This window comes from Mesorhizobium erdmanii, from assembly GCF_013170725.1.
GTDB classification, from domain to species: domain Bacteria; phylum Pseudomonadota; class Alphaproteobacteria; order Rhizobiales; family Rhizobiaceae; genus Mesorhizobium; species Mesorhizobium erdmanii.
Map to the genome: position 1 here is coordinate 1,585,368 of NZ_CP033361.1, position 24,887 is coordinate 1,610,254.

The 24,887-nt window shown below is 63.7% G+C and carries 27 protein-coding genes; 16 read left to right on the forward strand and 11 right to left on the reverse strand.

Translation table 11 applies throughout. The features are described from left to right. Window positions 1-215: 215 nt before the first annotated feature. The 3 genes from EB233_RS07645 to EB233_RS07655 form a co-directional block, all read right to left on the reverse strand. The gene (locus tag EB233_RS07645; protein WP_027054119.1) at window positions 216-1,166 is read right to left on the reverse strand and encodes an acetyl-CoA carboxylase carboxyltransferase subunit alpha; all 951 of its coding nucleotides are present in this window, start codon (window positions 1,164-1,166) and stop codon (window positions 216-218) included. 98 nt (window positions 1,167-1,264) lie between these two features. Next, a complete protein-coding gene (locus EB233_RS07650) occupies window positions 1,265-2,182 on the reverse strand; it encodes a site-specific tyrosine recombinase XerD (RefSeq protein ID WP_064992456.1) in 918 nt (305 codons plus the stop codon). A 27-nt stretch (window positions 2,183-2,209) separates the two neighbouring features. Further along, the gene (locus EB233_RS07655) at window positions 2,210-2,362 is read right to left on the reverse strand and encodes a hypothetical protein (protein WP_015315495.1); all 153 of its coding nucleotides are present in this window, start codon (window positions 2,360-2,362) and stop codon (window positions 2,210-2,212) included. 285 nt (window positions 2,363-2,647) lie between these two features. Between EB233_RS07655 and EB233_RS07660 the strand changes: the two genes are divergently transcribed. The 5 genes from EB233_RS07660 (at window position 2,648) to EB233_RS07680 (ending at window position 7,835) form a co-directional block, all read left to right on the forward strand. Beyond that, the gene (locus EB233_RS07660; protein WP_064992455.1) at window positions 2,648-3,259 is read left to right on the forward strand and encodes a shikimate kinase; all 612 of its coding nucleotides are present in this window, start codon (window positions 2,648-2,650) and stop codon (window positions 3,257-3,259) included. Then, a complete protein-coding gene (gene aroB / locus EB233_RS07665) occupies window positions 3,256-4,392 on the forward strand; it encodes a 3-dehydroquinate synthase (RefSeq protein ID WP_064992454.1) in 1,137 nt (378 codons plus the stop codon). Before EB233_RS07660 ends, aroB begins: the two co-directional genes overlap by 4 nt. A 1-nt stretch (window position 4,393) precedes the next feature. Then, a complete protein-coding gene (locus EB233_RS07670; protein WP_064992453.1) occupies window positions 4,394-5,284 on the forward strand; it encodes an HlyC/CorC family transporter in 891 nt (296 codons plus the stop codon). Window positions 5,285-5,368: 84 nt separating this feature from the next. Further along, complete coding sequence (locus EB233_RS07675; RefSeq protein ID WP_064992502.1) at window positions 5,369-6,169, forward strand: alpha/beta hydrolase; 801 nt, start codon at window positions 5,369-5,371, stop codon at window positions 6,167-6,169. Window positions 6,170-6,281: 112 nt separating this feature from the next. Next, window positions 6,282-7,835: an acetolactate synthase large subunit gene (locus tag EB233_RS07680; RefSeq protein ID WP_064992452.1), complete on the forward strand. Its 1,554-nt coding sequence runs from the start codon at window positions 6,282-6,284 to the stop codon at window positions 7,833-7,835. 30 nt (window positions 7,836-7,865) lie between these two features. Here the strand turns inward: EB233_RS07680 and EB233_RS07685 are convergent, their stop codons facing one another. Continuing rightward, on the reverse strand, window positions 7,866-8,168 hold the full coding sequence (locus tag EB233_RS07685) for a BolA family protein (RefSeq protein WP_064992451.1): 303 nt from the start codon (window positions 8,166-8,168) through the stop codon (window positions 7,866-7,868). 181 nt (window positions 8,169-8,349) lie between these two features. On the opposite strand from EB233_RS07685, the gene EB233_RS07690 reads away from it, so the two are divergent. The 4 genes from EB233_RS07690 (at window position 8,350) to EB233_RS07705 (ending at window position 13,021) form a co-directional block, all read left to right on the forward strand. After that, on the forward strand, window positions 8,350-8,979 hold the full coding sequence (locus tag EB233_RS07690) for a J domain-containing protein (protein ID WP_032917612.1): 630 nt from the start codon (window positions 8,350-8,352) through the stop codon (window positions 8,977-8,979). A 123-nt stretch (window positions 8,980-9,102) separates the two neighbouring features. Beyond that, complete coding sequence (gene cobS / locus EB233_RS07695) at window positions 9,103-10,089, forward strand: cobaltochelatase subunit CobS (RefSeq protein WP_064992450.1); 987 nt, start codon at window positions 9,103-9,105, stop codon at window positions 10,087-10,089. An 11-nt stretch (window positions 10,090-10,100) separates the two neighbouring features. Continuing rightward, complete coding sequence (gene cobT / locus EB233_RS07700) at window positions 10,101-11,999, forward strand: cobaltochelatase subunit CobT (protein ID WP_064992449.1); 1,899 nt, start codon at window positions 10,101-10,103, stop codon at window positions 11,997-11,999. Next, complete coding sequence (locus tag EB233_RS07705) at window positions 11,996-13,021, forward strand: esterase-like activity of phytase family protein (RefSeq protein WP_064992448.1); 1,026 nt, start codon at window positions 11,996-11,998, stop codon at window positions 13,019-13,021. Before cobT ends, EB233_RS07705 begins: the two co-directional genes overlap by 4 nt. 18 nt (window positions 13,022-13,039) lie before the next feature. Here EB233_RS07705 and EB233_RS07710 read toward each other — a convergent pair whose 3' ends face one another. The 3 genes from EB233_RS07710 to rpmB all read right to left on the reverse strand — a co-directional run bounded on the left by EB233_RS07710 (window position 13,040) and on the right by rpmB (window position 14,961). Further along, complete coding sequence (locus EB233_RS07710) at window positions 13,040-13,720, reverse strand: spermidine synthase family protein (RefSeq protein WP_064992447.1); 681 nt, start codon at window positions 13,718-13,720, stop codon at window positions 13,040-13,042. Between the two features lie 80 nt (window positions 13,721-13,800). Further along, window positions 13,801-14,481: a queuosine precursor transporter gene (locus EB233_RS07715; protein ID WP_064992446.1), complete on the reverse strand. Its 681-nt coding sequence runs from the start codon at window positions 14,479-14,481 to the stop codon at window positions 13,801-13,803. Between the two features lie 183 nt (window positions 14,482-14,664). Then, window positions 14,665-14,961, reverse strand: coding sequence for a 50S ribosomal protein L28 (rpmB, locus tag EB233_RS07720; RefSeq protein WP_027054105.1), 297 nt, complete (start codon window positions 14,959-14,961; stop codon window positions 14,665-14,667). A 258-nt stretch (window positions 14,962-15,219) separates the two neighbouring features. Here rpmB and EB233_RS07725 point away from each other — a divergent pair, with 258 nt between their 5' ends. Genes EB233_RS07725 through EB233_RS07735 form a run of 3 tightly spaced genes read left to right on the forward strand, consistent with a single transcriptional unit; the run spans window position 15,220 to window position 17,626 of the window. Next, window positions 15,220-16,008, forward strand: a complete 789-nt coding sequence (locus EB233_RS07725; protein WP_064992445.1) for a DUF3108 domain-containing protein — start codon at window positions 15,220-15,222, stop codon at window positions 16,006-16,008. Window positions 16,009-16,046: 38 nt separating this feature from the next. Beyond that, the gene (yddG, locus tag EB233_RS07730; RefSeq protein ID WP_064992444.1) at window positions 16,047-16,955 is read left to right on the forward strand and encodes an aromatic amino acid exporter YddG; all 909 of its coding nucleotides are present in this window, start codon (window positions 16,047-16,049) and stop codon (window positions 16,953-16,955) included. Further along, complete coding sequence (locus tag EB233_RS07735; protein WP_064992443.1) at window positions 16,952-17,626, forward strand: lysoplasmalogenase family protein; 675 nt, start codon at window positions 16,952-16,954, stop codon at window positions 17,624-17,626. The genes yddG and EB233_RS07735 overlap by 4 nt, the downstream gene beginning before the upstream one ends. Here the strand turns inward: EB233_RS07735 and EB233_RS07740 are convergent. Beyond that, window positions 17,601-18,041 (reverse strand): cupin domain-containing protein, encoded by a 441-nt coding sequence (locus EB233_RS07740; RefSeq protein WP_064992442.1) that lies wholly within the window; start codon window positions 18,039-18,041, stop codon window positions 17,601-17,603. The two genes, EB233_RS07735 and EB233_RS07740, sit on opposite strands and share 26 nt — an antisense overlap. 19 nt (window positions 18,042-18,060) lie before the next feature. Continuing rightward, entirely contained in the window at window positions 18,061-18,828 is a 768-nt protein-coding gene (gene gloB, locus EB233_RS07745; protein ID WP_064992441.1) for a hydroxyacylglutathione hydrolase, read from the reverse strand. A gap of 141 nt (window positions 18,829-18,969) precedes the next feature. Between gloB and EB233_RS07750 the strand changes: the two genes are divergently transcribed. The 3 genes from EB233_RS07750 (at window position 18,970) to EB233_RS07760 (ending at window position 22,595) form a co-directional block, all read left to right on the forward strand. Continuing rightward, on the forward strand, window positions 18,970-19,758 hold the full coding sequence (locus tag EB233_RS07750; RefSeq protein WP_064992440.1) for a class I SAM-dependent methyltransferase: 789 nt from the start codon (window positions 18,970-18,972) through the stop codon (window positions 19,756-19,758). Window positions 19,759-19,885: 127 nt separating this feature from the next. Beyond that, window positions 19,886-21,703 (forward strand): ABC transporter ATP-binding protein/permease, encoded by a 1,818-nt coding sequence (locus tag EB233_RS07755; protein ID WP_064992439.1) that lies wholly within the window; start codon window positions 19,886-19,888, stop codon window positions 21,701-21,703. 88 nt (window positions 21,704-21,791) lie between these two features. Then, a complete protein-coding gene (locus EB233_RS07760; RefSeq protein ID WP_064992501.1) occupies window positions 21,792-22,595 on the forward strand; it encodes a DUF1194 domain-containing protein in 804 nt (267 codons plus the stop codon). A 76-nt stretch (window positions 22,596-22,671) separates the two neighbouring features. Here EB233_RS07760 and EB233_RS07765 read toward each other — a convergent pair whose 3' ends face one another. Then, window positions 22,672-23,586 (reverse strand): glycosyltransferase family 2 protein, encoded by a 915-nt coding sequence (locus EB233_RS07765; protein ID WP_064992438.1) that lies wholly within the window; start codon window positions 23,584-23,586, stop codon window positions 22,672-22,674. A gap of 348 nt (window positions 23,587-23,934) precedes the next feature. Here EB233_RS07765 and EB233_RS07770 point away from each other — a divergent pair, with 348 nt between their 5' ends. After that, window positions 23,935-24,255 (forward strand): DUF1330 domain-containing protein, encoded by a 321-nt coding sequence (locus tag EB233_RS07770; protein ID WP_027054095.1) that lies wholly within the window; start codon window positions 23,935-23,937, stop codon window positions 24,253-24,255. 14 nt (window positions 24,256-24,269) lie between these two features. Here EB233_RS07770 and metW read toward each other — a convergent pair whose 3' ends face one another. Continuing rightward, window positions 24,270-24,884 (reverse strand): methionine biosynthesis protein MetW, encoded by a 615-nt coding sequence (metW, locus tag EB233_RS07775; protein WP_027054094.1) that lies wholly within the window; start codon window positions 24,882-24,884, stop codon window positions 24,270-24,272. Window positions 24,885-24,887: the final 3 nt, after the last annotated feature.

Below are 24,887 nucleotides of genomic sequence, written 5' to 3' on the forward strand. Positions count from 1 at the left end.
GGCCAATGGCTTCGCAACAGCCGAACCCGCATGCTGAACATCCACGGACCGTAAGCCCGTTAACCTTGAAAATTCCTTACCGCAAGCCTCGGCCAACGCCTTCAGCCAATTTCATTGAGCCGAATGCGACGGCATTTTTGTGGCGAAATTACTCATTGCCGCCATATTGCCGTGGGCGTGGTCCTCTGACGGCTCTGTTCCGCCGCAGGAGAAGGTCAGAGGCTGCGGCCCATCGCCAGATATTTCTCGCGGCGCTGTTCGCGGAAATCGGTGTTGGCGCCGGCGAAATCCTTCATCGTCTTGGCGATGAGGTCGCCGGTCGCGGCAATCACCGTTTCGGGGGCGCGCTGGGCGCCGCCCATCGGCTCGGGGATGATGGCGTCGATGACCTTCAGTTCGAGAAGATCCTGCGCGGTGATCTTCATGTTGGTCGCCGCGTCCTTGGAGCGCGTGGTGTCGCGCCACAGGATCGAGGCCGCTCCTTCCGGCGAGATCACCGAATAGATGGCGTGTTCGAGCATATAGACGCGGTTGGCGGTGGCGATCGCGATGGCGCCACCTGAACCGCCTTCGCCGATGACCACCGAGATCGACGGCACTTTCAGTGCAAGGCAGGCCGAGGTCGAGCGGGCAATGGCTTCGGCCTGGCCGCGCTCCTCGGCGCCGACGCCGGGATAGGCGCCCGCCGTGTCGACCAGTGTCAGCAGCGGGATCTTGAAGCGGTCGGCAAGCTCCATCAGCCGCACGGCCTTGCGGTAGCCCTCGGGGCGCACCGAGCCGAAATTGTGCTTCAGGCGGCTCGCCGTGTCCGAGCCCTTTTCCTGGCCGAGGATCGCCACCGGCTCGCCGCGGAAGCGGGCGAAACCGCCGACGATCGCCTGATCCTCGCCGAAATTGCGGTCGCCGGCGAGCGGTGTGAAGTCGCTGAACAGGCCCTTGATGTAGTCGACGCAGTGCGGCCTGTCGGAGTGGCGCGCCACCTGCACCTTCTGCCAGGGCGTCAGCGCCTTGTAGAGATCGCGCAGCGCGTCGCGCGACCGCTTTTCGAGCCGGGTGATCTCATCGGCGACGTCGACCGCCTCGCCGTTCTCGGCAAGCTTCTTGAGCTCGAGGATCTTGAGCTCGAGATCCTGCACCGGCTTTTCGAAATCGAGGTAATTGTACATGCTTGAGCGGACCGATACGTCGGAAGGCAAGGACTTCGGAACCGTTGAATCCAAGGCTCCGGGCGGTGAAATGTCGTCCTCACATAGCGATATGAGGCCTAGTCGGCAAGCGGATGATGATCGTTGACCAGCCGCACCAGCCGCTCCTCCAGCACATGGGTGTAAATCTGTGTCGTCGATATGTCGGCATGGCCAAGCAACTGCTGTACCGCCCTGAGATCGGCGCCGTTCTGCAGCAGGTGGCTCGCGAAAGCATGGCGCAGCACATGCGGCGATATCTTCGCCGAGGCGATGCCGGCCCGTGCCGCCAGCCCTTTCAGGTCACGGGCGAAGACCTGGCGCGAGAGATAGCCGCTGTCCGACGCCGCGGGAAACAGAAACGGGCTGTCCGCGAAGGCGGGCACTCCGGCCCTGGCGGCAAGCCAGGCGCGCATTGCCGTGCGCGCCTTGGCCGACAGCGGCACCATGCGCTCCTTGTCGCCCTTGCCGCGCACCATGAAGAAACGGTCGTCGCGCTGCGCCACCTTTACCGGCAGGCCGACCAGTTCGGAAACGCGCAGGCCGGTGGCGTAGAGCACCTCGACCAGCGCATGCAGGCGAAGAGCGGCCAGTCTGTCGTCGTGACCAAGCCCGGCATCGCCGGCTTCCCGCGCGGCGCGGTCGATCAGTCGGCCGGTGTCGGCCTCACTCATCGTCTTGGGCAAGGGGCGGCCCTTTTTCGGGCTGTCCAGAGTGCCGGTCGGGTCGTCGGCGCGCAGGCCCTCGGCGTAGAGGAATTTGAAGAACTGGCGGATCGCCGACAATTTGCGCGCCTGCGAGGTCGGCGCGAAGCCACGCGCGGCGATGTCATCGAGATAGGCGCGAATATCGGCGGCGGCCGCACCGGCCAGCCCGCCCGCGATCCCGATCGAAGCGTCTTCGAGGTCGCGGCGATAGGAGGAAAGCGTGTTTTCGGCAGCACCGCGCTCGGCGCTCATCATTTCCAGGAAGGCTTCGATGCGGGCGGCGCTGTTCATTGCCTATCGGTCAGTTTTCCTGAGGATTCAGTTTTTCTTGGGATTCAGCTTTTCGGGCGGGATGCGCACGCTCATCTCGGCTTTCTTCGGCTCGACGAACATCACCAGCGCGAACATCGTACCATAGGCAATGCCGGCCAGAATCGCGAGGGTGACGACAAAGCGAAACAGTGTCGGCATCAATTTTCGCCCGTCTTCTTGTTCTGCGTTTCCAAACCCTGTCCCCTTATGGGACGCCAATTCGGCCAATTCAAGGAAGAAGCGGAGGCCTGTTAGCAACTTCTGATGCAGGCGTATCTCGGCCGAGATAGGCTTGCCTGTGCTCGGCGCGCTTGACGCAAACCGGCTTTTCATGTCGATACGCCGGCAAAGGGGGCCAAGGGCGGCTTATCGTTTCAAGGGACGCTGAACCGCTCTATCTCTCTGGTTTTTACACTTTTCCTGGAATTGCTCTAGAAACAGCTGATGAACGCGCACCAGGCAAATCCTCCAGGCGAGACCCACGCCGCGCTGCTTGGCCGGCTGGGCAGCCGGTCCATCGTCTTTGTCGGCCTGATGGGCGCTGGCAAGACGGCAATCGGCCGCAAGGTGGCGACCATGCTGTCGCTGCCCTTCGTCGACAGCGACCAGGAGATCGAGAGCGTCTCGCGCATGACCGTGCCGGAGCTGTTCGAGCGCTATGGCGAGACCGAGTTCAGGGCGCTGGAACAGCGCGTCATCCTGCGCGTGCTGGAAAATGGCCCGCAAGTGCTGTCGACCGGCGGCGGCGCCTTCATGAACGCGCAGACACGGGAGGCCATCGCCGCGCACGGCGTCTCGGTGTGGCTGAAGGCCGAGCTCGACCTTCTCATGGACCGGGTTTCCAAGAAGCAAAACCGGCCGCTGCTGAAGAGCGCCGACCCCCGCGCCGTGCTGGAGCGGCTGATGGGCGAGCGTTATCCGGTCTATGCGACATCGGATGTCACCGTGCCGACCCGCGACGACCGCAAGGAGGTCATCGCCGCCGAGGTGCTCGACGCGCTGTGCCGGCATTTCGGCATCGATGAAATCGCAGCGACGGGCGGGGTTGAATCGTGAGCACTGATCAGCCCGTCACCGTCGAGGTCGGCCTTGGCGACCGCGCCTACGACATATTGATCGGTTCCGGCCTGCTGTTGCGCGCGGGTGAGGAGATTTCACGCCGGCTGCCCGGTACGCGCGCCGCTGTCGTCACCGACGAGAATGTCGCCGCCGCGCATCTCGACACGTTGAAGGCCGGGCTCGAGAAGGGTGGCATCCAGCCAACCGTCATCACCATGCCGCCGGGCGAGAAGACCAAGAGCTTTGCCCATCTCGAGGCGGTGGTGGATGGCATTCTGGCGGCCAGGCTGGAGCGCGGCGACGTCGTCATCGCGCTTGGCGGCGGCGTCATCGGCGATCTCACCGGTTTTGCCGCCGGCATCGTGCGGCGCGGCATGAATTTCGTGCAGATCCCGACCTCGCTGCTGGCGCAGGTCGATTCCTCGGTCGGCGGCAAGACCGGCATCAACAGCCCGCGCGGCAAGAATCTGGTCGGTGTCTTCCTGCAGCCCAAGCTGGTGCTGGCCGACACGGAAGTGCTCGACACGCTGCCGGTCCGCGAATTCCGCGCCGGCTATGCCGAACTCGCCAAATACGGGTTGATCGACCGGCCGGACTTGTTCGCTTGGCTGGAAGCGAACTGGGAAAAGGTGTTCGCCGGCGGGCCGGAGAGGGCACAGGCGATCGCCGAAGCCTGCCGCGCCAAGGCCGATGTCGTTGCGCGCGACGAGTTCGAGACCGGCGACCGCGCGCTGCTCAATCTCGGCCACACATTCGGTCATGCTCTCGAAGCCGCCACGCAGTATGACGGCGCCCGGCTCGTCCATGGCGAAGGCGTCGCCATCGGCATGGCGCTGGCTCATCGTTTCTCCTCGCGGCTCAATCTGGCCAGTCCCGACGACGCGGCGCGGGTCGAGGCGCATCTCAGCGCCGTAGGCCTGCCATGGCGGATGTCCGATATTCCGGGCGACTTGCCCGATGCCGAAGCGCTGCTTGCCTTCATCACCCAGGACAAGAAGGTATCGCGCGGCGCACTGACCTTCATCCTGACGCGTGGCGTCGGCCAAGCCTTCATCGCCAAGGACGTTCCGGCTTCGGAAGTGCTGTCGTTCCTCAGGGAGAGCCATCCAGTCAGCCGGAAAGCCGGCTGAGATGGACAACGAGATGGGCTGGATCGTCGTTGCCGTCCTTGCCATCCTCATCCTGCTGATCGTTGCGGTGCGCACGCGCCTTCTCGCCATGTTCGGCTACGAGCTGTCGCGCATCGAGCCGCAGCGCTCGAGCCAGGACGAACTGCGCGGCGCCGTCGACGATTTCCGCCGCGACGGCCAGGTGGTGCGCGAGGACCGCGACCGTATCGGCGGCCTGTTCGATCTCGAAGAGCTCGAAGTCTCCGATATCATGGTCCATCGCACCAACATGCGCTCGGTCAATGCCGACAACGCGCCGGAGGCGGTGGTGCGCGAGATCCTGCAGAGCCCGCACACACGCATGCCGCTGTGGAAGGGCTCGCTCGACAACATCGTCGGCGTGCTGCACGCCAAGGATCTGCTGCGGGCGCTGAACGAAGTCGGCAACGACTTTTCCAGGATCGACGTGATGAAGATCGCCTCGAAACCCTGGTTCGTACCCGACACCACGACCTTGCAGGAACAGCTCAACGCCTTCCTGCGCCGCAAGACGCATTTCGCCATCGTCGTCGACGAGTATGGCGAGGTCGAGGGGCTGGTGACGCTGGAGGACATCATCGAGGAGATCGTCGGCGAAATCGCCGACGAGCACGATATCGACATCCAGGGCGTCAAGCAGGAAGCCGACGGCTCCGTCGTCGTCGACGGCAATGTGCCGATCCGCGACCTCAACCGGGCGCTCGACTGGAACCTGCCGGACGAGGAAGCGACCACCATCGCCGGCCTCGTCATCCACGAGGCACAGTCGATCCCCGATGAGAAGCAAGCTTTTACCTTCCACGGCAAGCGCTTCATCGTCATGAAGCGCGACAAGAACCGGATTGCCCGGTTGAGGATCAGGCCGGTCGCCTGACGCCACCTGGGCGACGTTACCAATCGTTCATTGGAACTTCGCGGCGTCCCGGTGCATTTTGCGCCGGGCGGTCAGGAGAAGATGATGATCGATCGGCGAACCCTGCTTCTGGTTTCGATGGCGGCTTTGCTGCCAGCCGCGGCGTTTGCACGGCAGTCGTCGCCATCGGCCAAAACCTTCGACTACGGGCCGGCCAAGCTCGACATCTACGCGCCGGACGGCGCGAAAGACCTGCCTGTCGTCTTCTTCGTCCATGGCGGCGCCTGGGAGTTCGGCAAACGCAGCCAGGTCGGCGCCAAGCCGGCCTTCCTGCTTGCCAACGGCTTCTGCTTCGTCTCGATCGACTACCGCATGTTGCCGCAGGCCGATGTCGCCACCCAGGCCGCCGATGTGGAAAAGGCCTATGCCTATGTCAGAGCCAACATCGCCGGGCATGGCGGTGACCCAAAGCGCATCGTCGGCATGGGCCATTCGGCCGGCTGCCATCTCATCGCCTTGACCGGCCTGCGCGGTGGATTGCCCGGCGTCGCCGGGCTGCTGCTCGACGATACCAGGGCCTATGATCTCCCGGCGCTTCAAAAAAATGGCGGCATGGTGCGGGCCTATGCACGGGTCTTTTCCGATCCGTCGCAATGGGCCGCGCTTTCGCCGGCCAGCTATGTCGACGGCCGCCAACATCCGCCGACCTTCATCGCCTATTCGCGCGCCGAAGGCCGTGGCGAGGAATCCAAAGCCTTTGCCGAGCGCCTGCGCGCCGCCGGTACCAAAGTCACCCTGTTCGACGGTAGTGCCTATACGCATATGTCGATCAACCGCGATTTCGGCAGGGATGGCGACGCGCTGACTGCTGCCGCGCTGACATTCCTGAAATCGACGGTCGGTTGATCCCGCCGCCGTCCGCTCGCCCGTTGCCTGGATCAGGCTAAAAGCGGCGGCGGGATATTGCCGTGTAAGCGTCACTGGGTGCAATTGCTCCTCGTGAATGGGAGAAAATTGCATGAATGGCGCCGATGTCCTGTGCGACGTGCTGCTGGCCAATGATGTGACGGTGTGCTTCGCCAACCCCGGCACCTCCGAAATGCATTTCGTTGCCGCGCTCGACCGCAAACCTCAAATGCGCTGCATGCTCGGCCTGTTCGAAGGCGTGGTGACGGGTGCGGCGGACGGCTATGCGCGCATGACCGACCGCCCGGCCGCGACTTTGCTGCATACCGGCCCGGGTCTGGCCAACGGTCTGGCGAACATGCACAACGCGCGCCGTGCAAGGACACCGATGATCAACATCGTCGGGGACCATGCTTCCTATCATCTGCCGCTCGACGCGCCGCTCACCAGCGACATAGAGGGCCTTGCAGCGCCGATGTCGAACTGGGTTCGCCGCATCGCAGGACCCGACGATGTCCAGCGGGCCACGGAGGCGGCCTTTCGCGCCTCGCTGACGCCGCCCGGCGTCACGACGCTGATCCTGCCGGCGGATGCCGCCTGGGGTGGCGCCGACCCGGCCGCACCGGGCAAGGTCGTCCTTGCGCCGCCGCCGGCGATCGACATGGATGCCGTGCGCGAGATTGCTGCTGCGATCCGTGCCGCTCCGGGCCGTGTCGGAATGGTCCTTCGCGGGCGGGCGGCGCGCGCCGATCCGCTTGAGATCGCCGGGCAGATTTCGACAGGCAGCGATGTCCGCCTGTTCAGCGAGGTTCTGATCGCCCGCATGCAGCGCGGGCGCGGTCGTGTCGCGCCGACCCGCATCCCTTATCCGATCGATGCGGCAATAGCGGTCCTGCGGGATATCGATGTGCTGGTGCTGGTCGGCGGCAACGAGCCGGTCGCCTTCTTCGCCTATCCGGGAAAACCGGGCAGGCTCGTCCGCGAAGACTGCCAGGTGCTGACGCTCGCCGCCCATGGCCAGGACCTGCATGCGGCGCTGGAGGCGCTTCGCGACGAGCTCGGCGTCAGACCGTCTCAACCAACGCTATTCGCGACCGCTTTCCCGGATGAGCCAACGCCGAGCGGCGGACTGACGGAAGACGCCATCGCGCTGTCGGTGGCGCGAAAACTGCCGGACAATGCGATCGTCTGCGACGAAGCGGTCACCTCGGCGCGGCGTTTCTTCGCGCTGTCGGCCTTTGCCGCGCCGCATGATTACATGATGGGTACGGGCGGATCGATCGGCGGCGGCATTCCGATGGCAACCGGTGCGGCGATCGCCTGTCCGGACCGCAAGGTGATCAATCTCGAGGCCGATGGCAGCGGCATGTACACGGTGCAGGGGCTGTGGACGCAGGCGCGGGAAGATCTCGACGTGGTGACGATCGTCTTTTCCAACCGCACCTATGCGATCCTGCATGGCGAGATGCGCAATGTCGGCGTCAATGCGATCGGCGAGAACGCCAGGCGCATGCTCGACCTCGACCATCCGGCGCTGGACTGGGTGTCGCTGGCCAAGGGCATGGGCGTGGAAGCGGCCCGCGCCGACACTTGCGAGCGCTTCGACGCACTGCTGGACAGCGCTTTGTCGCGGCGCGGGCCGTTCCTGATCGAGGCGGTGATCTGAAGGCTCCGGATAGCGCCGTGGGGGTCTGAGCTACCAGCGCGTCTGTTCGCCCGGCGCCGCCGGCTCGATCGCCAGCGCGTGCACGCCGGCCTTCAATTCGTCGGCTAGCAGTTCGTTGACGGCGCGGTGGCGGTCGATGCGGCTCATGCCGGCAAAGGCGGCAGAGACGATGCGGACGCGAAAATGCGTCTCGCCGGTGCCGTCATAGGCGCCGTGATGGTCGGAGCCGTGATGATGATGGCCGGCGTGGAGATGGCTTTCGTTGATGATGACCAGCCGCTCCGGCGAAAATGCCTTGTTGAGCTTGTCTTCCATGGTCGCCTGTATGGACATAGCCGTCTCCGTTCACCACATATGGCTGGCGCGCTTGGGTAAAAACCGGAAACCGGTTTCACAAGAGGCCGCTGCCGCGCAACAAAATCCGTCATTCGCCTGCTTTATGCCGCGATTCAGCGGTTAGGGCGATGATCGTGAAAATGTCAATTCTTGTTTCGCATCTGCGAACGCCCCATAAATGGGTGAGATGAAGCCGTATCCCAAATATTTCGAGAAGATTCGCGTCCGCCCCGACAAGGACGCGGAGGTGAAGTCGCATTCGCCAATCTGTCAGTGGGACGGCTGCAAGGAAGCCGGCACGCACCGCGCGCCGGTCGGGCGCATGAAGGAGGGCGAGTATTTCCGCTTCTGCTTCGACCATGTGCGCGAGTACAACAAGGGCTTCAATTATTTCTCCGGCGTGCCGGACACCGAGGTCGCGCGCTTCCAGAAGGAAGCCATGACCGGCCACCGGCCGACCTGGAAGATGGGCGTCAACGGCGCCTCGACGCGTTCGTCGCCCGATATGGCGCAGATGCGCTCGGGCCGCGCCGGCTATTACAACCGCATGCGCGACCCGTTCGACCTGTTCAAGGGACCGAAGGATCCGCGCGAGGCTCGCGAGCGCAAGGCGAAGCCGCTTGAGGCCAAGGCGCTGGAAACGCTTGGCCTTGATACAAAGGCGACTGGCAAGGACATCAAGGCGCGCTATAAGGAATTGGTGAAGCGTCACCATCCGGATGCGAATGGTGGCGATAGAGGTTCGGAAGACCGGTTCCGCGATGTGCTGCAAGCCTATCGCGTGCTCAAACAGGCGGGCCTGTGCTGAGCGACCCTACGGTTCGTGTCGTTTTCCAACTTTCATAAGGTTGGAAAAGGCTCTAAGACCGCCCCCGAACAAAATCGATTGCCGGCGAAACGGGATGTTTCGCCCGTGGAGACGTTGAGAGATATGAACAAGGTCGATCGCGATATCGCCAACTTGCCCGACACGACGGTGTCGGTGAAGGAAAAATTCGGCTTCGACTCCAAGATGGTGGTGCCGGCCTATTCGGTAACATCGGAACATGTGCCCGATATCGATCCGGACTATCTGTTCGACAAGGCGACGACGCTGGCGATCCTCGCCGGCTTTGCATACAACCGCCGCGTCATGGTGTCGGGCTATCACGGCACCGGCAAGTCGACCCATATCGAACAGGTCGCCGCCCGCCTCAACTGGCCCTGCGTGCGCGTCAACCTCGACAGCCATGTCAGCCGTATCGATCTCGTCGGCAAGGACGCGATCGTCGTCAAGGACGGGCTGCAGATCACTGAATTCCGCGACGGCATCCTGCCCTGGGCCTACCAGCACAATGTCGCGCTGTGCTTCGACGAGTATGATGCCGGCCGCCCGGACGTGATGTTCGTCATCCAGCGCGTGCTGGAATCCTCGGGCCGGCTGACGCTGCTCGACCAGAGCCGGGTGATCCGTCCGCATCCGGCGTTCCGGCTGTTCTCGACCGCCAACACGGTCGGCCTCGGCGACACCACCGGCCTCTATCACGGCACGCAGCAGATCAACCAGGCGCAGATGGATCGCTGGTCGATCGTCACCACGCTGAACTATCTGCCGCACGACAATGAGGTGAACATCGTGCTGGCCAAGGCCAAGCACTATCGCGACGGCAAGGGCAAGGACATCGTCAACAAGATGGTGCGCGTCGCCGACATGACGCGCTCGGCCTTCATCAATGGCGATCTGTCGACCGTGATGAGCCCGCGTACCGTCATCACGTGGGCCGAGAATGCCGAGATCTTCGGCAACATCGGCATGGCATTCCGGCTGACCTTCCTCAACAAGTGCGACGAGCTCGAGCGCTCGGTGGTGGCCGAGTTCTACCAGCGTGCCTTTGGCGAGGATCTGCCGGAGAGTGCGGCCAACGTGGTGCTGGGCTAAGCAGAGCCTCGATGGCGGGTCCGGGCGACAATACGCGCAACAAGTCGAAGACGGGGTCTGAAGCGGACAGCTTCAAGCGCGCCGTCACCGTCTGCATGCGCGCCATTGCCGGCGACAAGGACATGGAAGTCGGTTTCGCCAAGGACAGGCCGGCACTCGCCGGCAGCCGCGCGCGTTTGCCCGAATTGCCGAAGAAGGCGTCGAAAACCGACATCGCCATCACCCGCGGCCTCGGCGATTCCATGGCGCTGAAGCGCGCCTGTCACGATCAACGCATCCACACCAAGCTGGCGCCGGAAGGCAAGGCGGCCCGCGCCATCTATGACGCCGTCGAGCAGGCCCGCGTCGAGGCGATCGGCAGCCGCGCCATGCAAGGCGTCGCCGACAATATCGGCTCGATGCTGGAGGACAAATACGCCAAGGCCAATCTGGTCGACGTCAAGGACAAGGCAGACGCGCCGATCGAGGAAGCGCTGGCGCTGATGGTGCGCGAGAAGCTGACCGGCCGGCCGGTGCCGAAGAGCGGCGAGCGGCTGGTCGAACTCTGGCGGCCCTGGGTCGAGGAGAAGGCCAAGGCCGACCTCGACGGGCTGTCGGCCAAGCTCGACGACCAGCAGGCCTTCGCCCGCGTCGTGCGCGACATGCTCGCCTCCATGGAGATGGCCGAGGAACTTGGCGACGACCAGGAAACCGAAGATTCCGAGGACAATGACGACAACCAGCCGCAAGGCGAGGAGCAGAGCGAGGAGGGCGGCGAAGAGGATTCCGGCTCCGAGCAGTCGCAGTCCGAGGATGCCGAGGCTTCGGCCGATGACGAACAATCGTCCGAGACGGAGGCGTCCGACGCCACCGCCGACGACCTGTCCGACGATGACGATGCGGATGCCGAGACGCCCGGCGAGGCGCGCCGCAACGACAATCCCTTCGCCAATCTGCCGAAGGAAATCGACTACAAGGTCTACACCACGGCCTTCGACGAGACGGTCGGCGCCGAGGAATTGTGCGAGGAAGAAGAACTCGACCGGCTGCGCGCGTTCCTCGACAAGCAGCTGGCCAATCTGTCCGGTGTCGTCGGGCGGCTGGCCAACCGGCTGCAGCGCCGGCTGATGGCGCAGCAGAACCGTTCCTGGGATTTCGACCTGGAAGAGGGCTATCTCGATCCGGCGCGGCTGGTGCGCGTCGTCATCGATCCGATGCAGCCGCTGTCCTTCAAGCAGGAGCGCGACACAAAATTCCGCGACACGGTGGTGACGCTGGTGCTCGACAATTCGGGCTCGATGCGCGGCCGACCGATCACGGTGGCCGCGACCTGCGCCGACATCCTTGCGCGCACGCTGGAGCGCTGCGGCGTCTCGGTCGAGATCCTCGGCTTCACCACGCGGGCCTGGAAGGGCGGCCAGGCGCGCGAGAAGTGGCTGAAGGACGGCAAGCCGCCGAACCCCGGCCGCCTCAACGATCTGCGCCACATCATCTACAAGTCCGCCGACCATCCGTGGCGCCGCGCCCGGCGCAATCTCGGCCTGATGATGCGCGAAGGCCTGCTCAAGGAAAACATCGACGGCGAGGCGCTGCTGTGGGCGCACAACCGGCTGATCGCCCGGCCGGAACAGCGCAAGATCCTGATGATGATCTCGGACGGCGCGCCGGTCGACGATTCGACGCTTTCTGTGAATCCGGGCAACTATCTCGAACGCCATCTGCGCGCCGTCATCGAGCTGATCGAGACGCGCTCGCCGGTGGAACTGCTGGCGATCGGCATCGGGCATGACGTCACGCGCTATTACAGGCGCGCCGTTACCATCGTCGATGCCGAGGAACTGGCCGGCGCCATGACCGAGCAACTGGCTTCGCTGTTTGCCGAGGAAAGCGCCCGCGACACGCGGCGCGGCGGCATGCGGCGCGCCGGATGATCTTTTCGCGGGCTGCGTTTCGGCGAACGGTCCTTGCCGCTAGCGCGCTCGCCGGCGTGGCCTTTTCGCCGGCGATTGCCGCCGGGCCGGCCGCAGTCGAGCCGGTCGAGGTGTCGGCGCGGCCGATAAGCCAATTCAAGATCGGACATGAAGAGAAGCAGTTCGGTCCGCTCGAATTCGTCGGCGGGCTGGAAATGACCTCGAAATCGCGTGATTTCGGTGCGCTGTCGGCCTTTCGCTTCCTGAAAGCGGGCAGCGATTTCATCGGCGTGGCCGACACCGGCTACTGGTTCTTCGGCACGGTGGCGCGCGACGTCGACAGGCGGCCCGTGGCCGTCCAGAACTTCCGCATGCAGCAAATGGTCGACCAGAGCGGCCAGCCGATCGACGAGAAATGGGAAGTCGACGCCGAAGGCCTCGCCGTCAAGGATGGCGTCGCCACGGTCGGTTTCGAGCGCAACCACCGCGTCGCCCAGTTCCGGATCGATCCGGCCAACATGAAGGCGCCATTCAAGCAGCTGGATTTCCTGGTGCCGGCACGCGAGCTGCGCCAAAATCGCGGCTTCGAGACCGTTACCCATGCCAATGCCAACGGCCAGCACCAGGGTGGTCTTGTCGTGGTCTCGGAAAAGAGCCTCGACAAATCAGGCAACATCTATGCCGCCATCATCGAAGGTCCGCACAAGGGCGTCTTTACCGTCAAGCGCAACGGCGATTTCGACATCACCGATGGCGCCTTCCTGCCCGATGGCGACCTGTTGCTGCTGGAGCGCAGTTTCACCATGGCTGGTGGCCTCAAGATGCGGCTGCGGCGCATCTATGGCGAGAGTGTCGAGAAGGGCGCCGTCGCTGACGGACCGGTGCTGCTGGACGCCGACATGGGCTACCAGATCGACAATATGGAAGGGCTCGACGTCTGGACCCGCGACGACGGCGCGCTGATGGTGTCGCTGATCTCCGACGACAACCACTCGATCCTGCAGCGCAACCTCTATCTGGAATTCATCCTGCATCAGGATTGAATGGCGGGGGCCTGCTCGTCACGTCCGCGAGCCGTTGACCGCTATCCAGATGACATGACGCGCGCCACGCTTGCCGTTGGCGCGCGTGTTGACCTCCTCGACCGTGAAACCGGCCTGCTTCAGCCGTCGTGTGAAGCCGGCATCCGGTCCTTGCGACCACACTGCCAGCACGCCGCCCGATTTCAAGGCCGCGCGCGCGGCGGCGAGGCCAGCGAGGCTGTAAAGGGCATCGTTGCCCTTGTGGACGATGCCTTCCGGGCCATTGTCGACATCGAGCAGGATGGCGTCCCAGGCCGCGGGCTCGGATCGTATCAAGTGCCCGACATCGGTCTCCCGGATGGTGACGCGGGGATCGTCGAGGCAACCGCCAAACACCTCCGCCATCGGGCCGCGTGCCCAGGCGACGACCGCCGGCACCAGTTCCGCGACGACGATGCTGGCGTCGTTGCCGAGTTCTGCCAAGGCGGCGCGCAAGGTGAAGCCCATGCCAAGGCCGCCGATCAGGACCCTAGGCCGCCGATGGCCCGCAACCCTCTGGCAGGACAGTTTCGCCAACGCTTCCTCGGAGCCGCTGAGGCGGCTGTTCATCAGCTCGTTGGTGCCGAGCATGATCGAGAATTCGGCGCCGCGCCGCTTGAGGCGCAGCTCCTGCGCACCGTCCGGGGTCTTGGCCGAATCAAGCTGGACCCAGGGGATCATGATCTTTGCCCGACCATGATCTCATCCCAAAACCGGAGACCAGGTTTCGCTGACGCGGACCTTCGGTTCGGGATCATGGTCTAAGCCATGACTGCCGGCTGGCTCCAGCGGGCGGCAAGCAGCCGGTAGGGGATGAGTGCGACCACGGCGATGATCAGCTTCACGCTGAGGTCCCCGAATGCCCAGGAAACCCAACGCATGGCGTCGATATGGAAGACGCCCATCAGCGGCGCCGTTTCGAGCGCGAAGCTGTCGTTCGGGCCGGCAAAGGCGAAAGCGGCCGAGAAAGCGACGGTGAAGAAGACCATCGTGTCGAACACCGAGCCGACCAGCGTGCCGACGATCGGCGCCCGCCACCAGCTCTGCCGGCGCAGCCGGTTGAACACGGTGACGTCGAGCAGTTGCGCGGACAGGAAGGCTGCACCGGACGCGGCGGCGATGCGCACCAGCCGGTCGGCCGCCGTCTCGAATTCGATCAGGCCGTGGCGAAACAGGAAGGGCGGCACCAGGATCGAGCAGACCACTGCCGTCATGAAGCCGACAAAGACGATCCGGCGCGCCACGGCAGGCCCGTAGCGGCGGTTGGCAAGGTCGGTGACCAGGAAGGAGAAGGGATAGGTGAACGCGCCCCAGGTGAGCAGGTCGGCCAGCGACAGGCCGCCGATCTGGCCCTGCATCGGGAACTGCACGAGGATGTTCGATGCCACGACGACAAGCGCCATGGCGGCCACGAAGGGCAAATATCGCGAGAAGGAACTCATTTTTTTATCCTGGGTAATGGAACCAGAGGAGCATTTTGCCGAAACCGGATCACGCTCGCTTTGTTCGGGGCATCGGACCCGAGAACCGCTTCGCGGCTTCGATCCGATGCTCACAGGCCAACAGCAAGTTGGCCGGCGGCCGACTAGAAGTTGGCCGGGGCGGTTGTCCCCCGCCTGAAAGAATTAAGCGGCCGCCTGCTCGGCGATCTTCTTGGCGATCTGCTTCTTCAGCAGACGCGCGCGCTGCGACAGTTCCTTGACGTCGGCCTTGGCCAGGAAAGCGTCGAGACCGCCGCGATGTTCGACCGAACGCAGCGCGTTGGCCGAGATGCGCAGGCGCACATTCTGGTTCAGCGCTTCCGAGATCAGCGTCACATTGACGAGGTTCGGCAGGAAGCGACGCTTGGTTTTGTTGTTGGCGTGGCTCACATTGTTGCCGGTCATGACTGCCTTGGCAGTGAGTTCGCAGGTGCGGGACATAATTCTAACCTTCAATTCTCTCGGGACCTGCCAAACCCTTGTGCCCACGCCGGGTGGCGCGCGGTTCTGGTCAGGCGGCCTTATGGAAAAAGTTGGCGTTCCATAGTTGCATTTCACCGATGCGTCAAGCTCCGGCTTCGCCACGGAAGCGCTCGGCATTTCATATTAAGGCCGGATTTCATCCTATAAGCAGTCTCATAGGGACATGCCAGACCGGAGTCGCCCGCTCCGGCCGAAAATCAAGGATCCGATCCCGCCATGCCTCGTTTGCCTCACGCGCTCGTTGCCGCGCTTGCCATCGCCTTGCCGTCCGCCGCATCGGCGGCCTCGCCGCAGTCTTTCAAGGGCGAATACACGGTGTCGTTCCTTGGCCTCTCGATCGCAAGATCGACCTTTTCCAGCCACTACGAGAACGGCGTCTATGCCATCGAAGGCACCGTCAAGTCAGCGGGGCTGGCCAAACTGTTCGATGACACGCGGGGCACGATCTCATCCAAGGGCACGATTTCGGGCCAGAAGATGGTGCCGCAGGCGTTCCGCGCCGACTATACCTCCGGCAAGAAGGTGTCCGCGATCGACATCCGCTTCACCAATGGCGGGGTGACCTCGACGCAGGTCATTCCGGCGCCGGGCAAGCGCGATCCCAACAATTGGGTGCCGATCGGTGCCGGCGACCTGGCATCGGTGCTCGATCCGATGGCCGCCACCGTCATCCATGCCGACAGTCTCGACCAGGTCTGCGGCCGCACGGTGAAATTCTACGATGGCGAGATGCGGGCCGACCTGACGCTGGCCTACGATTCGAAAGGCACGATCTCGGTGCCGGGCTACAAAGGCGACACCATCACCTGCCGGATGGGCTTTGAGCCGGTGGCGGGCTATCGCAAGGGCCGCAAGGCGCTCAACTATCTCGAGAACAAAAGCCGCATGATGGTGACGTTTGCACCGCTCGGCCAAACCGGGGTATATGCGCCGATCCACGCCACGGTTGGAACGCAGATCGGCACCTTGACCATCAGCGCCGGGCGTTTCGAAGCGGTACAATAGGCCTGCCCCCGGGAATTGGGCGCGCCACGGGAGAGGGCATGGCGCGCGCAACACTGATCGGCTTTTCGGCGGTCGCCATGTGGGCGCTTTTGGCGCTGCTCACGGATGCTTCGGGCAAAGTGCCGCCGTTCCTGTTGTCGGCGATCACCTTCTCGATCGGCACCGGCGTCGGGCTTGTCGCGCGGCTGTTCATGCCGGCCGCCGACAAAAGCCAGAAGATACCGCCGCAAGTGTGGTTGATCGGCATTGCCGGCCTGTTCGGCTACCACTTCTTCTATTTCACCGCTTTGCGCAACGCGCCGGCGGTCGAGGCGAGCCTGATCGCCTATCTGTGGCCGTTGCTGATCGTGCTCGGCTCGGCGCTGATGCCAGGCGAAAAACTGGCCTGGAACCATGTCGTCGGCGCGCTGCTCGGTCTTGCGGGAACAGTGCTGATCGTCACCAAGGGCGGCGGGCTGGCCTTCGATGCGCGCTACGCCTTCGGCTACGCCATGGCCGCCGTCTGCGCGGTGCTGTGGTCATCCTATTCGCTTTTGTCGCGGCGCTTCCCGTCGGTGCCGACCAGCATCGTCACCTGGTTCTGCGCGGCGACCGCCGTGCTGTCACTTGTCTGCCATCTGGCGCTGGAGCAAACCGTGCTGCCTGAAAGCACCGGCCAGTGGCTGGCGGTGCTCGGCCTTGGCCTGATGCCGGTGGGCGCCGCCTTCTACGCCTGGGACATCGGCGTCAAGCGCGGCAACATCCAGGTGCTGGGTGCGGCAAGCTATGCGGCGCCGCTTTTGTCGACGCTGGTGCTGATCGCGGCCGGCGTCGCCGAGCCGTCGCTGCGCATTCTAGCCGCCTGTGTGCTCATCACCGGTGGCGCGGCCCTTGCGGCGAAGTCGCTGTTCCAGCGCAAGCCGACAACAGCCGAAGGCGGGGCATCCGAAGGCGGAGCCCGGGCATGACCATGCCGTTTGCCGGCGGCATCGACGCCAATGCCAATGCGACGCTGACCTTTTCGTTGGTGGCGGCGGTGATCTATGCCTTCACGCTGGGCATGCCGCCAACGCTTGCCCGCTCGGCGGCAAAGACGCTCGCGGTGGCGATGCTTGCCGTGCTTTCAGCACTGCAAGGCGGCCCGCTGTTGCTGGTCGTCGCCCTTGCGCTCAGCGCCATTGGCGACGCCTTCCTGTCGCGCGACGGCGAAAAGGCGTTTCTCGGCGGACTGGCGAGTTTTCTCGTCGCTCACATCGTCTACATCGTGCTGTTCCTGCATGTTGGCGGCGGTCTCGGATTGCTTGGCGCCGAATCCTGGCGCGGGGCGATCGCGCTGGCATTGGCGGTGTTTGTCATCGTCATGCTCGCTGCGCTGTGGCGTCGCGTCGGCCCCAGCCTGCGTATCCCGATCGCCTGTTATGTCGTGGCGATCCTGGCGATGGGCATGGCGGCGCTGACCACCAACAGCACCTGGGTTATCGGCGGCGCCGTGCTGTTCATGGCATCGGACGGGCTGCTCGCCACGGAAAAGTTCCTGGTGGCGGCCATCTCGCCGCATCGCGGCTGGATGCGTTTTGCCGTCTGGGTCTTGTATTACGCCGCCCAGCTGGCGATTACGCTGGGTTTCCTGCTGGGGTAGGAGTCCATGCTGGCTCGGCCAGTTCGAAGGCGGCGAACTCAAAACCCGGCGCGACCGTGCAGCCAACCAGCGTCCATTCGCCGAGGCTACGAGCCGATTGCCACCAGCCGGCCGGCACGATGATCTGCGGCCGTTCGCCCCCGGCCAGATCGATGCCCAGCACCTGCTCTATGACGGCGCTGCCGTCTTCCCACATCGACAGCGCCAGTGGCGCGCCTGCATGGAAATGCCAGACTTCGGCGGCGTCCCTGACCCGATGCCAGGCCGAAAGCTGATGCTCCTCCAGCAGAAAGTAGATGGCGGTCGAATGGCCGCGCGGACCGCCGGCTTCGTCGCGGAAGGTTTGCGCGTACCAGCCGCCTTCGGGATGCGGTTTCAGTCCGAGTGTCGCGATGATTTCTGCTGAACTGGTCATCGGTCGAAGGCCCGCACGCTCAAAAATTGTCCTTGCGCTTGCGGATCTCGGCGAACACCTCGGCATCCCCGGCCTTTTCCATGCCGAGATGCTTGCGGATCGCCGGATCGTGCCAGCGCAGGAAAGGATTGGTCGACAATTCCTCGCCGATCGTCGTCGGCAGCGTCGGCTTGTTGTCGGCGCGCAGCGCCTCGATCCTGGCGGAGCGTTCCTTCAATGCCGAATTGGTCGGGTCGACGCTAAGCGCGAAACGAGCGTTGGCGAGTGTGTATTCATGGCCACAATAAATCACCGTCTCGGCGGGAAGGGCTGCAAGCTTCTTCAGCGATTCGTACATCACCGGCGGCTTGCATTCGAACAGCCGCCCACATCCCAGCGCGAACAGCGTGTCGGCGGTGAACGCTACTTTCGACGCGGGCAGATGATAGGAAACGTGGCCGGCGGTATGGCCGGGGGTGGCGATCACTTCGATGCGCTCGTCGCCGAGATGAAGGACGGAGCCCTCTTCGACGGTTTCGTCGATGCCGGGGATCTTGGCCTTTTCCGCCTCCGGGCCGACGATGCGCAGCTTGAAGCGCTCCTTGAGCGCCAGATTGGCCTCGACATGGTCCATATGATGATGCGTGGTCAGGATCATTGTCGGCGTCCAGCCGGTGCGCTTGAGCGCGGCCAGGATCGGCGCTTCCTCAGGGGCGTCGATGATCGCGGTCTGTCCGCTTTTGGGATCGTGCACCAGCACGCCGAAATTGTCGCTGCGGCACATGAACTGTTCGATTTCGACCGCCATCACATCTCTCCATTAGTTGCCGCAGACATAGGGCGTCGGCGCGTGGATGTCATCCTGGCGATGACAAATGTCACTCCTGGATGTCGGCCACAGTGGAGCGCTTTTGTTGAAACCTGCCGGTATCGCGGCTACATCCCTGAAATGCATTCCGACATCGTCGACCTTCGCTCCTTCTATTCGACAACGCTCGGCCGGTTCGCCGAGCGCTCGATCACCATGGCGCTGTCGTCGATATGGGCCACTGTCCCCAATGAACGGCTGGTTGGTCTCGGCTATACCTTGCCCTGGCTGGAGCGTTTCGGCACCGACGCCGAGCGGGTCTTCGCTTTCATGCCGGCGACGCAGGGCGCCGTGGTCTGGCCGGCGACAGGGCCGACGTCGACGGCGCTGGTCTTCGACGAGGAACTGCCGCTGGTCGATTCCTGCATCGACCGCATGTTGCTCGTCCATTCACTCGAACATGTCGAAAATCCGCGCGAGACGCTGAACGAGATCTGGCGGGTGCTGTCGCCCGCGGGCCGCGTCGTCATCGTCGTGCCCAACCGGCGCGGTGTCTGGGCGCGCTTCGAGCATACGCCGTTCGGCAATGGCCGGCCGTTTTCGCGCGGGCAATTGACGGAGCTGCTGCGCGAGGCGAATTTCACGCCTGCCGCATGGTCCGACGCCCTGTTCTTCCCGCCATCGCGGCGGCGCTTCATGATGCGCTTCCACAATGTGCTGGAACGTGCAGGCCGGCGGCTGTGGCCGATCTTTTCCGGCGTCATCGTCGTCGAGGCCCAAAAGCGGCTGTATCAAGGCGTGCCGGTCGCCCAGCGCGCCTCGCGCCGCGTTTTCGTGCCTGTGCTGTCGCCACACGGCGCGACGCGGCTCGGACGTCGGGCCGAGGCCGGAGGCGCGACCGCACCGGCTCGCCAAGTGAAACCTTCGTGATCAAGGTGGTAACCTTGCTCGCGCGGCATTTTTCCGACCTATCTCTCTCGCGGACTGGTTGACCGGCAGCGGCGGTCGGCTCTCTTCATCCGGTTCAGCATCGCACCTGAACGCAAGGACCTCTGATATGGCTGATCAATTGGACAATCAGGCCACCGTTCAGCCGGTCGCTGTGGCCAGCAGCCTGCGCGATCAGGTGACGACGATCAAACAAGCGCTGGTGGGCTCGCCGGTTCGCAAGTGGCTGCTGTGGACATCGGTCGGCATCATGGCCGTCATCATCGCGACGTCGATCGGCCAGGTCCTGCTCAACCGTTGGAACCAGCCCTTCTACGATGCGCTAGCGCGCCGCGACATGGCGGCCTTCCTGCACCAGCTCCTCGTCTTTGCGATGATCGCCGGCGGACTTCTGGTGCTCAATATCGGCCAGACCTGGCTCAACCAGATGATCCGGCTGAAGCTGCGCGAGGCGCTGACGCTGGACCTGATCGACCAGTGGATGCGGCCGGCGCGCGCCTTCCGGCTGGCCAATGCCGGTGCCATCGGCGTCAATCCCGACCAGCGCATGCAGCAGGATGCGGCGCATCTGTCTGATCTGTCGACGGACCTCGGCGTCGGGCTCTTGCAGTCGCTCATCCTGCTCGTGTCCTTCGTCGGCGTGCTGTGGGAGCTGTCTTCGGGTTTCGTCTTCCACGTCAATGGCTGGGCGCTGGCCATACCGGGCTACATGGTCTGGGCCGCGTTCCTCTATGCCGGCACCGCCTCGTGGCTGAGCTGGCTGGTCGGACGACCGCTGATCAGCCTGAACAGTGACCGCTACACACGAGAGGCGGAGCTGCGCTCCTCGATGGTGCGGGTCAACGAGAATGTCGATGCCATCGCGCTCTATCATGGCGAGGATGATGCCCGGCGACGGCTTGAGCTCGACCTCGGTACGGTGCTGGGCGCCATGCGACGCATCTACACAGCCCAGATCAATCTGTCCTGGGTGACCGATACCTATGGCTGGATCACCGTCGTGGCGCCGATCCTGGTCGCCTCGCCTGTCTATTTCTCGGGCGATATCAGCTTCGGCGGGTTGATGATGGCGGTCGGCGCCTTCAACCAGGTCCACTCTTCGTTGCGCTGGTTCATCAACAATATCGGCAGCATCGCCGATTGGCGGGCCACGCTGATGCGCGTTGCCGATTTCCGCATCGCGCTCAATGAAACAGATGTGCTGCACGACACCGAAAAGCGCATCACCTTCGATCAAAACGCCAATGGCAGCCTGACCTTCGAGACGCTTCATGTGGCTTCGCCCGAGGGCTGCACGAAACTCTCCGACAAGCATGTCGAGATTCGAGCTGGCGAACGCGTTATGATCACCGGAGAGCCGGGCGCCGGCAAGACGCTGTTCTTCCGCGCCATTGCCGGGCTTTGGCCGTGGGGCAGCGGAACCATAGGCCTGCCGGCGGGAGAAACCCTCATCTTCGTGCCGCACGTCCCGTATTTGCCGGCCGGCACCTTGCGCGAAGTGCTCAATCACGCCAACGGGCATGCGCCGGCGACCGATGCCGATATTGCGGCGGTGCTGGCCGAGGTTGGTCTCGAGCGGCTGTCGTCCTCGCTCGACCGTGTCGGGCGCTGGGACCATGAATTGGGCGATGACGAACAGCGTTTGCTGGGCGTGGCCAGGCTCGCATTGCGGCAGCCGAAATGGGTAATCATCGACGAAGCCATGGATGCGTTCGACGGGCCCTCGCTGCGGCGCGTGCTGTCGATGCTGGAGAAGCATCTGAAGGGCGCTACGATCATCAACATCGGACGCGGCCAGCACAACCCTCAGTTCTTTCCGCGCGGCCTGACGATCGTGAAGGATTCCGATGCTCAGGCGCTGAAGCCCGCCCGCGTCCGGGCCGGCGCCATCGATCCGCCGCCGGCTGCCGCCCGCCGCAAGAAATAGGGCCGTTTTCGCGTACTGTCGCGGCGAGCTTTATTTTGCCGCGATCGCAAAGGAAGATTTCCCGGAGAAGCGAACCTTGGCGGTGGCGATGCTCGATGCCCTGCGCCTGCTTGCCTGTCTTGCCTGTACCCAGCCAATGCCCGTTGCGTCGCCATCGGAGGCGCTGGCTGTCGACGTCGAACTGGTGCTGGCGGTCGATATCTCGCTGTCGATGGACGAGAAGGAATCTGCCCTGCAACGCGCCGGTTATGTCGAGGCGTTGCGGCATACCGACTTCATCCAGGCTGTCCGATCCGGCAATACGGGCCGCATCGCCATCGCCTATTTCGAATGGGCCGGCACGGTGCGCGATGACGCGATCATCGGCTGGCAGATCATCGACAGCGCCGAGAGCGCCAACAGCTTCGCCGACAAGGTGGCGGCGCGGCCGTTCTGGAGTTTTCGCGGCACCTCGATTTCCACGGCTCTTGCCTTCGGCGCCGGGCTGTTCGACGGGACGAATTTCAAGGGCGAACGCAGCGTCATCGACATATCGGGCGATGGTCCGAACAATATTGGGCCGCCGGTCACCGCGATGCGCGATGCGGCAACCGCCAAAGGCATCGTCGTCAACGGCCTGCCGATCCTGATCAATCCGTCGCCGACCTTCAGCCATCTCGACCAGTACTATGCGCAGTGCGTGACCGGTGGTCCTGGTTCCTTCGTGCTGCCGATCCACGCGGCTGCCGAATTTTCAACCGCCATCCGGCGCAAGCTGATCCTCGAAGTGAGCGGCGTCCAGGACAAGGCCAGGGCCATACCCGTCGACGCCGACGCGCCGATCGACTGTCTGCGGGGCGAACGCGACAGGCGGTTCCTGTCGGATCCCTATTTCCCCGAACTCGACCGGTGAGCCGCCGGCGGTCACGCCGGCGCGGCTCTAACCCTGGAGCAATCTGAAAGGGTTCTCTTCAGCGCAGCTATGAGCGTTAGCCGCGAACTTCATTGTAGAGGTCGCGACGCGTGCGTCGGCCACAGACATAGCCATTGACCAGCTCCGGCAGGGAATAGCCGAGCGCTGACGATGAGCGGTTGGTCATGTATCCGGCAAATGCCTGAGGTATACGGCCGTTGAGAAGATCGGCGAGGATCTGCCGCGCGATCATGAAAGGCGGGATGTGCGGATAGCGGCGGGCGATATCCGGATGTTTGGCCATCAGGCTCGCATAGGCTTCGATATAACCGCCCCGGCGGCTCGAGATCGAGTTCTGCGAATTGTGCTTCGTCCAGTCGATGTCGCCGGACAATTGCGCGCCGAAGCGTGCGGCGAGACGCAGCAGCAACTCCCGGTCCTGCATCCGGTTGATGTCGCTGTCATAGCCGCCTATGGCCAACAAGGCCTCGCGACGAGCCGTTATCGCCGAACCGGCGACGAAAGCTGTCTGCACAAACACCGCGCGCTCCAGCATGGGCGGGCTCAGAAAGGCGGTGCGGTTGACACAATTGGTGGTTCGATTTCCTTTCAGGGAAACGTATGAGGAGAGCAGCACCTGAAGTGCGGGATTGTCCTCGAACCAGGCCAAGGTCCGTTCGAGCCGGTGTGGCAGGTAGACATCGTCGGAATCAAGAAATGTTACGATAGGCGCGCTCGCCCGCTCGATGCCGGCATTCCTGGCGGCGTTGGCGCCGCGCCATTTCGCGCCGATATAGACCAGCCGTGGGTCATGAATGCGGGCCAGCGCCGCACCGGTGCCGTCGGTCGAGCCATCATCGACGACAATGTGCTCAAGCCGCCGTAGGCTCTGGGAAAGCACGCTTTGCACGGCGCGCAACAGCGTCTCGCGCCTGTTATGCGTCGGCGTGACGACCGTGATGAGGGGAGGGGTGTCTGCGTTGTCGGACACGTCGTATCGGCTCAATCCCCGGCTAGGCGGCTTCGATTTTTTACAGTGACCGGACGGATACAACCATCCCTTTTCACGTCTCGGCTCAGATACGAGACGCTACAGAAGACATGTCCTGATGTCATGCTTTCGACCAGGGTTCCCATCTCGCGAAGACGATGAATTCGCCGTTCCGTGACTCGATGGCAACACCGCTGCGGGCCGAACTCCGTGCGGTCGCGTGTCTTCGTGCGGGTTGCTGTCGCGCCTTTTCCATTACCTCTCGCGTAATCGCACTCCCTCCTGTCCCCTGGCACATTGCGTCCATCGAGCCGGTAAATCGGCTTCGATCGACAAAGGAGTTGCGTCATGACCGCCTACGCCGTTGCCCATATGCGCCAAGTCACGATGGGTCCGCAGATCGTCGAATATCTGCACAGGATCGATGCCACGCTGGAACCTTTCGGCGGCCGCTTCCTCGTCCATGGCGGCGATGTCGAGGCGGTCGAGAACGAATGGCCGGGTCATCTGATCATCATCGAGTTCCCCGATCGGCGACGGATGCGCGGCTGGTATGGGTCGCCCGCGTATCAGGCGATCCTCTCGCTGCGCACCGATAACTCGGACTCCGTCGTCATCATGGTCGACGGCGTCGAGCATCCGCACAAGGCGACGGATGTTCTGCGATAGGTTGGCCGATGCGCCTATCGCTTCAGCAGGAACACCGCCTGCTGGCCGAAGAAGTTCCAGAACCACCAGGGCATGGACAGGCCGATCTTCTGGCCGGCGGCATCGAGCGCGGTTGCCTTTTCCACCGTCGCGCCGAGTTCCTCGCACAGATTGACGAAATCGCGGATGGTGCAGAAATGGATGTTGGGCGTGTCGTACCAGGAATAGGGCAGGTCCTTCGTTACCGGCATGCGGCCGTTGACGAACAGCGACAGGCGCACCCGCCAATGGCCGAAATTGGGGAAGGACACGATTGCCCGATTGCCGATCCGGAGCAGTTCGTCGAGTACCAGCTTCGGATTGCGGGTGGCCTGCAAGGTCTGTGACAGGACGACGAAGTCAAAACCCTTGTCGGGATAGAATTCGAGATCCTTGTCGGCGTCGCCCTGGATGACCGAGAGGCCGCGCGCAACGCATTCGTTGACGCCACGCTGCGACAATTCAAGCCCGCGGCCGTCGACCTGCTTGGTCTCCTGAAGCAATTCGAGCAATGAACCGTCGCCCGACCCGACGTCGAGCACGCGCGACTGCGGTGGGATGAGGTTGGCGACGACCTCGAGATCGACGCGCTGGCTGCCGTTGACACTCATGAT